General features: G+C 68.0%; 13 protein-coding genes. 8 read left to right on the plus strand and 5 right to left on the minus strand.

Annotated elements, in window-relative coordinates:
* Together EJ903_RS11450 and EJ903_RS11455 are read right to left on the minus strand one after the other, a co-directional pair.
* Positions 1–792 (minus strand): CoA-transferase subunit beta, encoded by a 792-nt coding sequence (locus EJ903_RS11450; protein ID WP_126615259.1) that lies wholly within the window; start codon positions 790–792, stop codon positions 1–3.
* A complete protein-coding gene (locus tag EJ903_RS11455; protein WP_126615261.1) occupies positions 792–1,655 on the minus strand; it encodes a CoA transferase subunit A in 864 nt (287 codons plus the stop codon). The genes EJ903_RS11450 and EJ903_RS11455 overlap by 1 nt, the downstream gene beginning before the upstream one ends.
* A gap of 350 nt (positions 1,656–2,005) precedes the next feature.
* On the opposite strand from EJ903_RS11455, the gene EJ903_RS11460 reads away from it, so the two are divergent.
* The 5 genes from EJ903_RS11460 (at position 2,006) to EJ903_RS11480 (ending at position 6,691) form a co-directional block, all read left to right on the plus strand.
* Positions 2,006–3,193 (plus strand): ABC transporter substrate-binding protein, encoded by a 1,188-nt coding sequence (locus EJ903_RS11460; protein WP_246015470.1) that lies wholly within the window; start codon positions 2,006–2,008, stop codon positions 3,191–3,193.
* A 97-nt stretch (positions 3,194–3,290) separates the two neighbouring features.
* Positions 3,291–4,160, plus strand: coding sequence for a branched-chain amino acid ABC transporter permease (locus EJ903_RS11465; RefSeq protein ID WP_126615263.1), 870 nt, complete (start codon positions 3,291–3,293; stop codon positions 4,158–4,160).
* Positions 4,157–5,209: a branched-chain amino acid ABC transporter permease gene (locus tag EJ903_RS11470; RefSeq protein WP_246015472.1), complete on the plus strand. Its 1,053-nt coding sequence runs from the start codon at positions 4,157–4,159 to the stop codon at positions 5,207–5,209. Before EJ903_RS11465 ends, EJ903_RS11470 begins: the two co-directional genes overlap by 4 nt.
* Positions 5,206–5,961 (plus strand): ABC transporter ATP-binding protein, encoded by a 756-nt coding sequence (locus EJ903_RS11475; protein WP_126615265.1) that lies wholly within the window; start codon positions 5,206–5,208, stop codon positions 5,959–5,961. The genes EJ903_RS11470 and EJ903_RS11475 overlap by 4 nt, the downstream gene beginning before the upstream one ends.
* Positions 5,951–6,691 carry an ABC transporter ATP-binding protein gene (locus tag EJ903_RS11480; protein WP_126615267.1) on the plus strand — a complete coding sequence of 247 codons (741 nt, stop codon included), beginning with the start codon at positions 5,951–5,953 and terminating at the stop codon, positions 6,689–6,691. The genes EJ903_RS11475 and EJ903_RS11480 overlap by 11 nt, the downstream gene beginning before the upstream one ends.
* A gap of 31 nt (positions 6,692–6,722) precedes the next feature.
* Here EJ903_RS11480 and EJ903_RS11485 read toward each other — a convergent pair whose 3' ends face one another.
* Positions 6,723–7,148, minus strand: a complete 426-nt coding sequence (locus EJ903_RS11485) for a hypothetical protein (protein WP_126615269.1) — start codon at positions 7,146–7,148, stop codon at positions 6,723–6,725.
* A gap of 55 nt (positions 7,149–7,203) precedes the next feature.
* Entirely contained in the window at positions 7,204–8,229 is a 1,026-nt protein-coding gene (corA, locus tag EJ903_RS11490; protein ID WP_210211429.1) for a magnesium/cobalt transporter CorA, read from the minus strand.
* A gap of 379 nt (positions 8,230–8,608) precedes the next feature.
* Between corA and folP the strand changes: the two genes are divergently transcribed.
* The 3 genes from folP (at position 8,609) to thiD (ending at position 12,115) form a co-directional block, all read left to right on the plus strand.
* Positions 8,609–9,796 carry a dihydropteroate synthase gene (gene folP / locus EJ903_RS11495; protein ID WP_126615271.1) on the plus strand — a complete coding sequence of 396 codons (1,188 nt, stop codon included), beginning with the start codon at positions 8,609–8,611 and terminating at the stop codon, positions 9,794–9,796.
* Between the two features lie 145 nt (positions 9,797–9,941).
* Positions 9,942–11,315, plus strand: coding sequence for a phosphoglucosamine mutase (glmM, locus tag EJ903_RS11500; protein ID WP_126615273.1), 1,374 nt, complete (start codon positions 9,942–9,944; stop codon positions 11,313–11,315).
* Complete coding sequence (thiD, locus tag EJ903_RS11505) at positions 11,315–12,115, plus strand: bifunctional hydroxymethylpyrimidine kinase/phosphomethylpyrimidine kinase (RefSeq protein WP_126615496.1); 801 nt, start codon at positions 11,315–11,317, stop codon at positions 12,113–12,115. Before glmM ends, thiD begins: the two co-directional genes overlap by 1 nt.
* A 61-nt stretch (positions 12,116–12,176) precedes the next feature.
* Here the strand turns inward: thiD and EJ903_RS11510 are convergent, their stop codons facing one another.
* Positions 12,177–13,907 carry a methyl-accepting chemotaxis protein gene (locus tag EJ903_RS11510; RefSeq protein WP_126615275.1) on the minus strand — a complete coding sequence of 577 codons (1,731 nt, stop codon included), beginning with the start codon at positions 13,905–13,907 and terminating at the stop codon, positions 12,177–12,179.
* Between the last annotated feature and the right edge of the window lie 114 nt (positions 13,908–14,021).

Below are 14,021 nucleotides of genomic sequence, written 5' to 3' on the forward strand. Positions count from 1 at the left end.
TCACCCCTCCCCGCCAGCGTTCTGGCCATGGGCCTTGGCCGTGCGGGCCTGGAGATCGCGCAGGGCGGTCAGGGCCGCCGCGTCCGGGATTTCCGTGGTTTTCAGATCGGCGGCGATCTTCAGATCCCAGCCGGTGGCCTCCTTGACCTGCTCCACCGTCACGCCGGGGTGGATGCTGGTCAGGGTCAGTTCGCGCGTCACCGGATCGGGGGTGAGGATGCCCAGATCGGTGATGACCGCCGTCGGGCCGCCGCCGGGGATCCCGGCCTTTTCCCGCGCGTCGCCGCCGTCCAGGAACCCGGCGGAGGTGATGAAGGGCAGCTTCTCAACGAACGCCTTCTTGTTCTGCTTCAGAACGATGAAGACCTCCTTGGCCTGGGCGGCGATTTCCGGCGCGCCGCCAGCCCCCGGCAGCCGCACCTTGGGCGCGTCGTAGGGGCCGATGACCGTGGTGTTGATGTTGGCGAAGCGGTCGATCTGCGCGGCCCCCAGAAAGCCGACGTCGATGCGCCCGCCCTGCAGCCAATAGCGGAAGATCTCCGGCGTGCTGACCACGGTGTCGGCGGTCAGCGACAGGTCGCCGTCGCCGATGGACAGCGGCAGGACCGTCGGCTTCGCCCCGATCGGGCCGGATTCGTAAATCAGCACGACGTCGGGCGCGTGGGTCAGGCGGGCGAGGTTGGCGGCGGTCGAGGGCAGGCCGATGCCGACGAAACAGACCGTGCCGTTGCCCAGCAGGCGGCTGGCCGCCACCGTCATGATTTCGGTGGCCGAGAATTCAAGCTCTGACATCACACCGTCTCCCGCGCCACGGATTCGCCCAACACCCGCACGAAGCCCGCAAAATCCTCCGTCTCCAGCACATGGCGTTTCATCCAGGCCAGGAAGCTGTCGCGGTTGCGGGCGATGGGGTCCCAATCCTTGTAGAATTTGTTGTCGCGCTGCGAATAATCCTGCGCGTAGGACGGGTAGGCACCGCCCGGCACCGGGCAGACCGCCGCCAGCGCCCAGCTGGGCAGCACGCAGGCGTTGGCCGGGGCGTTCAGCTCGTCCACCACCTCTTCCACCGTCACGATGGCGCGCTTGGCCGCCAGTGCGGCTTCCTTCTGCACGCCCAGGATGCCCCACAGCAGCACGTTGCCGCGCTTGTCGGCCTTTTGCGCGTGGATCACGGTGACGTCGGGGCGCACCGACGGGATCGCCGCCAGCTTTTCCCCGGTGAAGGGGCATTCGACGAAGCGGATCCAGGGGTTCACCTTGGGCAGGTCCGACCCGGTGTAGCCGCGCAGCAGGGCGAAGGGCAGGTTCGACGCGCCCGCGACATAGGCGTTGGCCATGCCCGCGTGGCTGTGTTCGACCGTTTCCAGCTTGTGCGGCCAGCCCTGTTCCACCGCGTCGCGGAAGCGGTGCAGCGAACCGACGCCCGGATTGCCGCCCCAGGAGAAGATCAGCTTGCGCGCGCAGCCCATGCCGATGAGCTGGTCGTAAATCAGGTCCGGCGTCATGCGGACCAGGGTCAGGTCCTTTTTGCCCTGACGGATGATCTCGTGACCGGCGGCGTGGGGGATGAGGTGGGTGAACCCTTCCAGCGCGACGGTGTCGCCGTCGTGGATGAGGCTTGACACGGCCTCGCGCAGGGGCGTGATGAGCGCCATATGACCTCCCAAATGTGCGAAAATCGCACAATGCGTTCTCATTGCGCCCAGGATGTGGCCAGTGGCTGGGGTCTGTCAAGGGCGAATTTTGATGTATAAGTTCGATAATCGCCCATACTGCGCCGCACAAATCCGAAAAGTCGCAGAAAATCTGGTAAAAACAGCGCTATAATTCGTTATTTCAATATGTTGCTCTGAATGAAGGGTTTGGGCGTTAATCGCCCAAAAGTTATGTTATCGCACTTGACGATCCGTTTCCCTATCAGTAAGCTTTGCGGAAGATTGCGCAGCCGGGATCGGACCCGGCGCACCACGACCGGTTTCCACCGCTCACGCTTCACTTGGGAGGGATGATGACGACGACTCTGCGCAAGGCGCTTCTGGGCGCGGTGTTCGCCACGGCGCTGGGTGCCGGGGCTGCGGACGCGGCGACGATCAAGGTGGGTGTGATTGCCCCCTTCTCCGGTCCCTTCGCCATGTTCGGCCAGACCTTCAAGGAGGGCATCGCCGTCTATCAGGCCGTCCACGGCAAGACGGTCGGGGCCGACACGGTGGAGTTCGTCTTCAAGGATCTTGATCAAGCCAACCCGGCGCAGAGCAAGGCGCTGGCGCAGGAGCTGATCGTCAAGGAAAAGGTCAGCTTCCTGGCCGGTTTCGCCTTCACGCCCGACGCGATGGCCGTGGCCCCGCTGATCGACGAGGCGAACATCCCCGCCGTCATCTTCAACGCCGCGACCTCCGCCATCACCGAAAAATCGCCGCGCTTCGTCCGCTCCTCCTTCACCTTGTGGCAGAACACGGTTCCGCTGGCCAACCACGTCGCCAAGCTGGGCGTGAAAAAGGCGATCACGGCGGTCAGCGATTACGGCCCCGGCATCGATGGCGAGGCGGCGTTCAAGGCCACCTTCGAAAAGGCGGGCGGGGCGGTGGTGGACACCATCCGCATGCCGCTGAAATCCACCGACTTCGCCCCCTTCATGCAGCGCATCAAGGACAGCGGGGCCGAAGCGGTCTACGCCTTCCTGCCCGCCGGGCCGACGACGCTGGCCTTCGCCAAGGCGTTCGCCGACAACGGGCTGAAGGAAAAGGGCATCCAGTTCTTCGGCCCCGGCGACATCACCCAGGAACCCGATCTTCCGGCGCTGGGCGACGCCGTGCTGGGCATGACCACCAGCTTCCACTACAGCCAAGCCCACGAGTCGGCGGCGAACAAGAGCTTTCTGGCCAAATACAAGGAGCTGTTCGGCAGTTCCGACAACGCGACCTTCACCTCGGTCGGGGCCTATGACGGGGTGCATCTGATCTACACCATGCTGGCCAAGACCGGCGGCAAGTCCGACGGGCTGAAGGCGGTGGAGGCGGTGAAGGGTCTGAGCTGGGAAAGCCCGCGCGGCCCTGTCACCATCGACCCCGACAGCCGCCACATCCGCCAGACCATCTATCTGCGCACGGTGGAGCGGGTGAACGGCAAGTTGCAGAACACCGAAAAGGACGCTTTCCCGGCGCAGCCGGATTTCGGTTACAAGCTCGGCAAGTAAGCGCACGGCGTCGGTCCGGCCCCTCTGACCGCTCTTTCCAGGGCAGACGGGGCCGGACCCGCCCGGCACGGCCCGGCGATCAGGCGGAGCGCGTCTCATGGAAACTTTGTTCGGCATCGCCGTCGATGGCGTTGCCTATGGCATGATCCTGTTCATCATTTCGGTTGGCCTGTCGGTGACGCTGGGGCTGATGCGGGTGGTCAATCTGGCCCATGGGGCCTTCGCCATGGTCGGCGGCTATGTCGCCTCCTACGCCGCGCAATCCTTTGGCCTGCCCTACGCCGGGGCGCTGGTGGTGGCGGTGCTGCTGACGGTGCTGGCGACGCTGCCGTTGGAATCGCTGCTCTACCGCCGCATCTACGGCCACGCGAACGAGCTGTCGCAGGTGCTGCTGACCATCGGCCTGACCTTTGTCATCGTCGCCTCGGTCAATTACCTGTTCGGCCCGTCGCTGAAGCGCATACCGTTGCCGGAGCTGTTGCAGGGCACGGTGGCGCTGGGGCCGAAATCCATCCCGACCCACCGCGCCTTTGTCATCGTGGCTGGCGCGGTCACGCTGCTGGGGCTGTGGTGGTTGCTGGAGCGCACCGATTTCGGCATCCGGCTGCGGGCGGCGGTCGATGATCCGGCGATGGCCGCCGCGCTGGGCATCCGCACCGAACGGCTTTACATGGCCACCTTCGCGCTCGGCACCGGTTTGGCGGCGCTGGGCGGGGTGCTGGGGGCGGAGCTGCTGCCGTTGGAACCCTACTACGCCATCCGCTACATCGTGCTGTTCCTGGCGGTGGTCGCCGTCGGCGGGGCGGGCAGCGTCTTCGGCTCCGCCGCCGCCGCGCTGGCGCTGGGCATCACCGACACGGCGGGCAAATACCTGATCCCGAATTTCGGCGAGTTCTTTTTCTACGCCGCCCTGATCTTGATTTTGTTCCGCTGGCCGCAAGGCTTCTTCAAAGGGAAGACAGCATGAGCGCGACCATGACCGACGCCCCCCCCACCGCCCCCACCGCCACCGACCCATCCGCGCCCCGGCTGGCGTCGCCCCGGCGTGATCTGAGCTGGACGGCGGCCCCCCTGGTTGGCCTGCTCGGGCTGGCGGGTTTCTGGGTGTTTCCCGACGATCTCGGCCTGATGACCCGCATCGCGGCGGCGGCCCTCTATGTGCTGTCGCTCGATCTGGTGCTGGGCTATTGCGGCATCGCCACGCTGGGGCAGGCGGCGATGTTCGGCACCGGGGCCTACGCGGCGGGCATCGCGGCGGTCCATCTGGTCAACGACCCGCTGATCCTGCTGGCCATCGGCGGGGTGGCGGGCGGGGCCATCGCGCTGGCCACCGGGGCGCTGATCCTGCACGCGCGCGGCCTGACCCTGCTGATGCTGACCATCGCGGTGACGCAGATCGTGCAGGAGGTCGCCAACAAGGCGCGCGACTGGACCGGCGGCAGCGACGGCCTGTCCGGCATTGATCCCGCCCCGGTCTTCGGCCTGTTCCGTTTCGACATGGTCGGGCGCACCTCTTACCTGTTCGCGCTGGCGGTGCTGGTGGTGGGGATGCTGGTGGCGCGGCGGATCGTGCGCTCCCCCTTCGGGCTGGCCTGCCGGGGGGTGAAGGAGGATCCGGTGCGCGTCGCCGCGCTGGGCGGATCGCCGCGCGCCTATCTGGTGACGATGTACGCGGTGGCCGGGATGTTCGCCGGGGTCGCCGGGGCGTTGACCGCCGTGTCGAGCGGCATCGTCGGGCTGGACAGCGTCAGCTTTTCCTGGTCGGCGGAGGCGCTGGTCATGCTGGTGCTGGGCGGGACCGGGCGGCTCTATGGCGCGGTGATCGGAACGGTCGCCTTCATGGCGGCTCACCACATTCTGGCGGCGACCGACCCGTTCCACTGGATGGCCTTCATCGGCCTGTTCCTGATGGGGGTGGTGCTGTTCCTGCCAGGCGGCATCGCGGCGGGGCTGGAGCGGCTGCGCGATCGCTTGACCGGAACCAGAAACGGCTCGGCACCGGGAGGGCGGGCATGACCATGCTTCTGGAGGTCCAGGGCCTCAGCAAGAATTTCGGAGGGCTTCAGGTGTCGTCCGACATCACCATGAGCCTGAAGGCGGGCGACCGCTGCGCCCTGATCGGGCCGAACGGAGCCGGGAAAACCACCTTCGTCAACCTCGTCACCGGGGCGCTGGCCCCGACCGCCGGGGTGATCCGGCTGGACGGGCGCGATGTGACCCGGCTGTCGGCGGCGGACCGGGTGCGGCGCGGTCTGATCCGCAGCTTCCAGGTCGCCCGCCTCTTCGCCTCCATGACGGTGCGCGAGCATATGGAGTTGGCGATCCTGCAACGCGACCGCCGCACCTTCCGCCTGTTCGCCTCGGTCGGGCGCGCGCGCGGTCTGGCGGCGGAGGTGGCGGAGGGCTTGGCCCTGATGGGGTTGGAGGCGGTGGCGGAAACCACCGTCGGCTCGCTCGCCTACGGCCAACAGCGCCTGTTGGAAATCGCGCTGGCGCTGGTGATGCGGCCCAAGGTGCTGATCCTCGACGAACCGGCGGCGGGCGTGCCGCATTCGGAAAGCCAACGCATCCTGGACGCCATCGACCGGCTGCCAAAGGATCTGGCGGTGCTGATGATCGAACACGACATGGATCTGGTGGCGCGCTTTGCCTCCACCATCGTCGTGCTGGCGCAGGGAAAGCTGCTGTGCAGCGGCACCACGCGCGAGGTTCTGGCCGATCCCCGCGTGCGGGAAGTCTATTTGGGGAGCCGTGCCCATGCGCATTGACCAGACTGGCACCAGACAGCACGGGACCGAACCGGGTCTTTTGGAGGTCAGCGACCTGCGCGCCGGGTATGGGGCGACGCTGATCCTGGAGGGCGTGTCCTTCACCGTGCCGCCGCGCGGTCGGTTGGCCTTGCTGGGACGCAACGGGGTGGGCAAAACCACCACGCTCGCCACGCTGGTCGGGCAGACGACGCGCCACGGTGGCAGCGTCCGCGTGGACGGGGTGGAGTTGGGGAGCCTGTCCTCCTCCGCGCGGGCGGCGGCGGGGTTGGGCTATGTGCCGCAGACGCGCGACGTGTTCAAATCGCTGACGGTGGAGGAGAACCTCATCACCGGGTTGAAGGGCCGTCCGCGCGGCGCGCTGGAGGAAGCCTACAGCCTGTTCCCCCGCCTGGGCGAGCGGCGGCGCAACGGTGGCGGTGAATTGTCGGGCGGCGAACAGCAAATGCTGTCGGTGGCGCGCGCCCTGCTGGGGCAACCCACCGTCCTGCTGCTCGACGAGCCGTTGGAGGGGCTGGCCCCGGTGATCTGCGACCAGTTGATGGACGCGCTGTCCAAGCTGGAGATGACGGTCATCCTGGTCGAACAGCAGATCGACCGCGCGCTGGCCTTCGCCGACCGCGTGGTGTTCCTCGACCGGGGCCGCGTCGCCCACGCCGGACCCGCCGACGGCGCGGCGGCGGATTCGGCGCTGCTGGAACGGCATCTGGGGGTGTCGTTGGCGGCGTGATGGGCGCGCCAGGGTCGGGCAGGACCGGGCGTCACGCCGTCGGTGGAACCCGGCCCACGGCGGCCCAGCCGGTGGCGGTCAGCCGCAGCACCTCCGGCCCGCTGCCCGCCGGGTTGGGATCGAGCGTGACCAGCTCGCGGTCTTCGAACCAGGCCCAGCGGCTGACGTCCGCCGTGGTCGCGGCCCAGCCATCGGCGATCTTTCCCAGCGTGGCGAGATCGGCGGCGGCGATGGGGAATTTGGGTCGCGCCGGTTTGGCGGCGGTTGCCGGTGTGGCGGCGGGCGCGGCGGCGACCGGGGGCGGGGCGTCGGCCCCGGCGCGGGCGCGGATCCACCCGTCCTGATAGGCGCGCAACCCCTGCTCCAGCGCGGCGCGCGCGGAATCCAGCGGGCAGCGCAGATAGGCGTCGAGCAGGGCGCGCAGCGCGTCGGGCGTGTCGGCGGTCGGGGTGCTCATCGCGTCAACCTTGTCGTTGGTCTTGGTTGTGGATTGCGGGATTGGGGCGGGGCGGTCACAGCCAGCCGATGCGCTTGAAGCGGACGAACAGCCCGCCGCACACCACGGCGATGACCGACAGCGCGGCGGGATAGCCGAAGCGCCAATGCAGTTCCGGCATCACCTCGAAATTCATGCCATAGATTCCGGCGATGGCGGTGGGAACCGCCAGGATGGCGGCCCAGGCCGCAAGCTTGCGCGTCACCTCGTTCTGGCGCGCCGCCGCCACGATCATGCTGGTTTCAAAGGCGAAGGACAGCGCTTCGCGCATGGAGCTGATCTGGTCGTTGACGCGGATCACATGGTCGTGGACGTCGCCGTAATAGGGGCGGATGTCGGCGTCGATCATCGGCAGATCGAAGCGTTCCAACCGCGAACACACGTCCAGCAGCGGGGAGGCGGCGCGGCGCAGCCGCTCCAGATCACGGCGCAGATGGTGGATTCGCTCCACCTCCGCCATGCCGGGCGGGTGACGCATCAGGTGGGATTCCAAGGTTTCAATATCCCCGGCCATCTGGTCGAGCACGGGGAAATAGCAATCGACGACGTAATCCATCACCGCATAGACGACAAAATCCTCGCCATGCTTCAGCAGCGCCGGGGCGGCTTCGCAGCGGGTGCGCACGGTGGAATAGGTGGTCGATGGCCCGTGCCGGACGGTGACGACATAGCCCTGGCCGGTGAACAGGTGGGTTTCTCCCAAAATCAGATCATCGTCGGTCAATTTGGCGGTGCGCAGGACCAGGAACAGGCTGTCGCCATACACCTCCAGCTTGGGGCGTTGGTGGGCGTGCAGGGCGTCTTCCACCGCCAGTTCATGCAGGTTGAACTGTTGCTTGATTTCCAGCAGCAGCGGCTCGTCGGGTTCCCACAGCCCGATCCACACGAAATGGTCGGGTTTGGCCGCCCAGGCCCCGGCCTCGCTCACCGGGATGTCGGCGATCCGTCGCCCCTTGCAATAGACCGCGCTGGCAACCACCCCCGGCGTGGTGGGCGTTTCGGATTGGGAAGCGGCGTGGGGCGTCGGTTGGGCCAGCGTCACGGGGGCAACCGCCTGTGCAGGGGAAACGGGAGGTCTCCTATACCACACCGACGCGCGGATGTGCGGCGGATCCTTGCCCGGGTTGGTGGTGCGCGGTAGGAATAATTGCCCATTTCCATGCCAGGGATCCCGCCATGCGCCCCATCAACCCCGCCGTTCCGCTCGCTCCGCACCTTGCGGCCCCTGCGGGCGTGCAACCGATGAACAGCGCGCTCAAAACCGTTTCACGGTGTTTCAAACGTTCCATTCGCACCGCCCGGCGCGCATTGCCTGCGTCGCAGGTGGACACTGCGCGGGGGTGGTGGTCTTGCGGCTTGCGCGCTGGCCCCGCGCCGTGCCACGAACGGCGCATCCTGTCCCGTTGTTGAGGGTTTGACCGATGACGCCCGTTCCGCCATCCGCCAGCAAGGCCGCCGTTGCCGCCCGTTCCGCCGCCGGATCGTTGACCGCCTTCTGCCCCTGGGCGGGGGAGGAGGGGGTGCGGGTCTATCTGCGTCCGGTCGGGTTGATGCCCATCGCCGCCTGGGCCAAGGGGGCGGCGGTTCCGTTGGCCGGGGGGCGCTTCGCCTTCGCCACCGCCGAACTGATCGTCCGCCAGATCGACCGCCCACAGGGGGCTGACCGTATCGAGCGCGCCTTTGCCCCGCTGGCCGAAATCATGGCCTGGGGGTGGGAGCGGTCGCGGGCGGTGGCGGAGCGGCTGGACCGGCAATTGGGTGCCCTGACCCGCGCCCGCCCGGCCTTTGCCGGGCTGGATCTGGCGCGGCCCCGGCTGATGGGCATCGTCAACGTCACACCCGACAGCTTTTCCGACGGCGGCGACTTCCTCGACCCCGCCGCCGCCATCGCCCATGGGCAGGCGTTGGTGGAAGCCGGGGCCGACATTCTCGACGTTGGCGGCGAATCCACCCGCCCCGGTGCCGCCCCCGTCCCGGCGGAGGTGGAGGAGGCGCGCGTCCTGCCGGTGATCCGCCATTTCGCCGAACGCGGCGTCACGGTGTCGGTGGACACCCGCCACGCCCGCGTCATGGCGGCGGCCATCGGGGCCGGTGCCCGCATCGTCAACGATGTGGCCGGGCTGGCCGATCCGCTGGCCCTGCCGGTGGTGGCGAAATCGGGAACCCCGGTGGTGCTGATGCACATGCAGGGCGAACCCGGAACCATGCAGAGCGATCCACACTACCGCGACGCCGCGCTTGATGTGTTCGATTGGCTGGAGGCGCGGGTGGAGCGCTGCACCGCCGCCGGGGTCCCGCTGGACAGGATCACCGTCGATCCCGGCATCGGCTTTGGCAAGACGGTGGCCCACAATGTGGCGATCCTGCGTCACACCACGCTCTATCACGCCCTGGGCTGCCCGCTGCTGATCGCGCTGTCGCGCAAGAGCTTCATCGGCGCGCTGTCGCGCGGGGAGCCACCGCGCGCGCGGTTGGCCGGGTCGCTGGCCGCCGGGCTGGACTCGTTGAACCAGGGCGCGCAGATGCTGCGGGTCCACGACGTGGCCGACAGCGTCCAGGCCCGCGCGGTGTGGGAGGCCCTGCACCCCCCGGCCGACGTGGTGCGATGAGGGCTTCCCCGGAGGGAACGGCGACAACCCTTGACCGCAGGGGCGGGGAGGGGCCAAGAAAACAGCGTCATCGCGTCGTCATGACCGCAAGGGAGGGCTGGCGGGGCGTTGGACTGGATGCTTTGTCTTTTTCCGAGGGTTTTTCATGACGCGACACCTGTTCGGCACCGATGGCATTCGCGGCACGGCCAACGTCGATCCGATGACCGCCGAAACGGCGCTACGGGTGGCGATGGCGACGGCGCTGCAATTCCGCCGGGGCAACCACCGGCACCGGGTGGTCATCGGCAAGGACACGCGCCTGTCCGGCTACATGCTGGAACCGGCGCTGACGGCGGGCTTCATTTCGATGGGCATGGACGTTGTGCTGGTCGGGCCGCTGCCCACCCCGGCGGTGGCGATGCTGACACGGTCGCTGCGGGCGGACATGGGCGTGGTGATCTCGGCCTCGCACAACCCCTATCAGGACAACGGCATCAAGCTGTTCGGCCCGGACGGCTACAAGCTGTCGGACGAGGTGGAAGCGGCGATCGAGGCCCGCATGGGCCTGCCCTTCGAACCCGATCTGGCCGGGTCGCCCGATCTGGGCCGCGCCAGCCGGATGGAGGACGCGACCGGGCGCTACATCGAATATGTCAAGAACACCTTCCCGCGCGGCCTGCGGCTGGACGGCCTGAAGATCGTCGTCGATTGCGCCAACGGGGCCGCCTACCGCGTGGCCCCGAAGGTGCTGTATGAGCTGGGGGCCGAGGTCATTCCCATCGGCGTCAGCCCCGACGGCACCAACATCAACAAGGGGTGCGGGGCCACCGCGACCCAGAGCCTGCAAGAGCAGGTGATCTTCCACGCCGCCGATCTGGGCATCGCGCTGGACGGCGACGCCGACCGCCTGATCATGGTGGACGAGGGCGGGCGACCCATCGACGGCGACCAGTTGATGACGCTGATCGCGTCGTCCTGGGCGCAATCGCAGACGCTGCGCGGCGGCGGGGTGGTGGCGACCGTCATGTCGAATCTGGGCATGGAACGGCACCTGACCGGGCTGGGGCTGCATCTGGCGCGCACCCCGGTGGGCGACCGTTACGTCGTGGAGATGATGCGCGAGCGCGGCTACAACGTCGGCGGCGAACAGTCGGGCCACGTCGTGCTGTCGGATTACTCGACCACCGGCGACGGGCTGATCGCCGCCCTTCAGGTGCTGGCGGTGCTGATCCAGTCCAATGGCCGCCCGGCGAGCGAGCTGTGCCGGGTCTTCTCCCCGGTCCCGCAGAAGCTGACCAACGTGCGTTTCGCCCCCGGCTCCAAGCCGTTGGAGGACGCGCAGGTCCAAAGCGCCATCCGCGACGGCGAAGCCCGTCTGGCGGCGAGCGGGCGTCTGCTGATCCGCAAATCCGGCACCGAACCCCTGATCCGCGTGATGGCCGAAGGCGACGACGAAACGCTGGTGCATCAGGTGGTTGCCGACATCGCGGACACCATCCGGGTCCGCGCCGAAACCGCCGCTTCGGGAGCCGCATGATGAAGGGTCGCGTTCTGATCGTCGCCGGGTCGGATTCGGGCGGTGGGGCCGGAATCCAGGCCGACATCAAGGCGGTGAGCGCGCTGGGGGCCTACGCCGCCACCGCCATCGCCGCGTTGACCGCCCAGAACACCAAGGGCGTGTTCGGCGTGCTGCCCATCGACCCGGCCTTTGTCGCCCTTCAAATGAAGGTGGTGTTGGAGGACATCGGGGCCGACGCGATGAAGATCGGCATGCTCGCCAACGCCGCCGTGATCGAGGCGGTGGCGGCGGAGTATGAGGCCCAGGGCGGCAACGTGCCGTTGGTGGTCGATCCGGTGATGGTCGCCAAGAGCGGCCATTTCCTGTTGGAACCGGATGCGGTGCTGACCCTGCGCAAGCGGCTGCTGCCGATGGCCGCCATCGTCACCCCCAATCTGCCGGAGGCCGAGGCGTTGACCGACGTGCCGATCCGCGATCTGGACGACATGCGCCGCGCCGCCGAACTGATCCTCACCTTCGGCCCGCGCGCGGTGCTGCTGAAGGGCGGGCATCTGGAGGATGACCGGCTGTATGACCTGTTGGTCAGCGAGGACGGGGAAACCGTGTTCGAGGGCGCGCGGGTCCACACCCCGCACACCCACGGGACCGGCTGCACCATGGCGTCGGCCATCGCCGCCGGTCTGGCTCAGGGCATGGGCATGACCGACGCGGTGGCGCGCGCCCGCTCCTATGTGGAAACGGCGATCCTGACCGCCCCCGGCTTCGGCCACGGCCACGGCCCGCTGAACCACCTGCACACGGTGCGCGACTACCCGTAAGGACAGCCTTCGCGCACCGGCGAAAATCCACCCGGATCCACGGGATTCGGGTGGGCGGCGCTCAGAAGGCGACGGCGGATCCCGGCGTGGCGCGTTCGGGGTCTTCGCGGTCCAGCGTGTCGAGCAGGGCGACGACCTCCGCCGACGCGCGTTCCACCTCCGCAACCTCATCGAGGGCGCGCTTCATGTCGCCGTCGGCGTAGGCCTTGGCGGCGGCGCGGCCATGCTCGTGCACCGCGCGGTGCGGCGGCTCCAACCGGGCGAAGGCCGGGTTGTTGCGGTAGGGCAGGGCCGCCGGGCCATAGTACCATTTGCCCAGACGGCAATTCTCGTGGCTGGCCAGCTCGTCCGCCCGCAGCGTCACCAATCCGACCATCATGTCGGCCAGCCGCTTTTTCCAGATGACGTGATCGACCTTGGCGATCTTGATGATCTTGCCGGGGATGTCCTGTTCGAACAGCATGTTCAATTGGTTGCCCAGCAGGGTTTCCACCCCGCGCGTGGCCTCCACGCTGCGCAGGATCGCCGCGCTGTTGGCAGCACTGGCCTCGGCGATGCGGGCGGTTCCGGCGGCGACCTCGTTCGCGGCGGCCGATTGCTGGGTCAGAACGCTGGCGATGTCGGACATGCGCTGTTCGGTGCGGTCGATGTGATGACCGATGTCGGCCATGCGCTCGCTGACCGCGCGGATCGCCTCCTGTCCGCCCTGGACGGCGCGGGTCCCGTCCTCCATCGACGCGATGATGGCGCTCATCTCGCCCTTCAGCGCTTCGATGCGCAGGCGGATGTCCTCGGTGGCGCGGGCGGTCTGGTTGGACAGGCTCTTCACCTCGCTGGCGACGACGGCGAAGCCCTTGCCCGCCTCCCCGGCGCGCGCGGCCTCGATCGTCGCGTTCAGCGCCAGCAGGTTGGTTTGCTTGGCAATCGCCTCGATGGTGGAGACGATTTCGGCGATGCGTTCGGAGGCGACCGACAATTCGCCCACCCGGCGGGCGGCGCTCTGCACCGCGTCGGCGATGACGCCCATGCGCGACACGGCGTCGGTCACGGTGCGCCCGCCTTCGACGGTGACGCTCTGCGCCTCCGTCGCCAGGGTCGCCACCTCACGGCTGCGCGCCCAAATTTCCTGGATGCCGGTGACGGTTTCCTCGGTGGCGGCGGCGATGGCCTGCGATTCCTCGTCCACCGCGCGAAGCTGGCCGACCATCTGCGCGTTGGCGACCGCCGACTCGTTGATGGCGATGGCGGCCGACACGGTGCGGTCCATCAGGGTTCCGGCCACCCCGCCCAGGGCGGCCCCGGTGCGCTGGGCCTCCTGCGATTGGGTGTAGACGGACAGGGTGCGGTCGAGATCGAAGGACACCGCGCGGATCACGGCGGCCACCGCGTTGTCCGCCGTGCCGGGCCGCCAGCGCAGCGCCTTGCGAACGATGGCGGTCAGCTCGCTCAGCGCGATGCCATAGGCCCCGATGTACCAGGACGCGTCCAACCCGACGCGCAGATGGGCCAGCCCGACCGCCCGGCAGCGGGCTTCATGCTCTGGCGACCCAACATCGCGGAACAGGCGACGCCAATGGTCGGCTTGGGTCCTTTTCAGCGCGGCGAGGTTGCCATGCTGGTCCAGCAGGGCCTTGGTGGTCGGCCAGCGCGCCAGATGCGCGTAAAACCGCTCCGACAGGGCGGGCAGTTGATCGTCGATCAAACGCCCCATGGATTGAAGCAACGCCCGCTCGTCTTCGGTCAGCCCAAAGAACGCCGCATCCGCCGGAAGCCCGGCTGTCTTACCGCTCATGATTCGTCCGCCCGTTTTCGCGGCGGTTCGTTCCATCCTGCGGTGTGACCGTCGCGTTACAACATCGACATTTTATAGACCTGCTTTGTGTGCGTGCCAATGTGGGGGAAACGC

The sequence above is a fragment of the Azospirillum griseum genome, assembly GCF_003966125.1.
GTDB lineage: Bacteria > Pseudomonadota > Alphaproteobacteria > Azospirillales > Azospirillaceae > Azospirillum > Azospirillum griseum.

Bases quoted from the DNA above. Each gene is read 5' to 3' on its own strand.
- EJ903_RS11485 (WP_126615269.1), bottom strand. From the start codon at position 7,148: ATGAGCACCCCGACCGCCGACACGCCCGACGCGCTGCGCGCCCTGCTC.
- EJ903_RS11460 (WP_246015470.1), top strand. From the start codon at position 2,006: ATGATGACGACGACTCTGCGCAAGGCGCTTCTGGGCGCGGTGTTCGCC.
- EJ903_RS11475 (WP_126615265.1), top strand. From the start codon at position 5,206: ATGACCATGCTTCTGGAGGTCCAGGGCCTCAGCAAGAATTTCGGAGGG.
- EJ903_RS11510 (WP_126615275.1), bottom strand. From the start codon at position 13,907: ATGAGCGGTAAGACAGCCGGGCTTCCGGCGGATGCGGCGTTCTTTGGG.
- EJ903_RS11450 (WP_126615259.1), bottom strand. From the start codon at position 792: ATGTCAGAGCTTGAATTCTCGGCCACCGAAATCATGACGGTGGCGGCC.
- EJ903_RS11480 (WP_126615267.1), top strand. From the start codon at position 5,951: ATGCGCATTGACCAGACTGGCACCAGACAGCACGGGACCGAACCGGGT.
- glmM (WP_126615273.1), top strand. From the start codon at position 9,942: ATGACGCGACACCTGTTCGGCACCGATGGCATTCGCGGCACGGCCAAC.
- thiD (WP_126615496.1), top strand. From the start codon at position 11,315: ATGAAGGGTCGCGTTCTGATCGTCGCCGGGTCGGATTCGGGCGGTGGG.
- folP (WP_126615271.1), top strand. From the start codon at position 8,609: ATGACGCCCGTTCCGCCATCCGCCAGCAAGGCCGCCGTTGCCGCCCGT.
- EJ903_RS11470 (WP_246015472.1), top strand. From the start codon at position 4,157: ATGAGCGCGACCATGACCGACGCCCCCCCCACCGCCCCCACCGCCACC.
- EJ903_RS11465 (WP_126615263.1), top strand. From the start codon at position 3,291: ATGGAAACTTTGTTCGGCATCGCCGTCGATGGCGTTGCCTATGGCATG.
- EJ903_RS11455 (WP_126615261.1), bottom strand. From the start codon at position 1,655: ATGGCGCTCATCACGCCCCTGCGCGAGGCCGTGTCAAGCCTCATCCAC.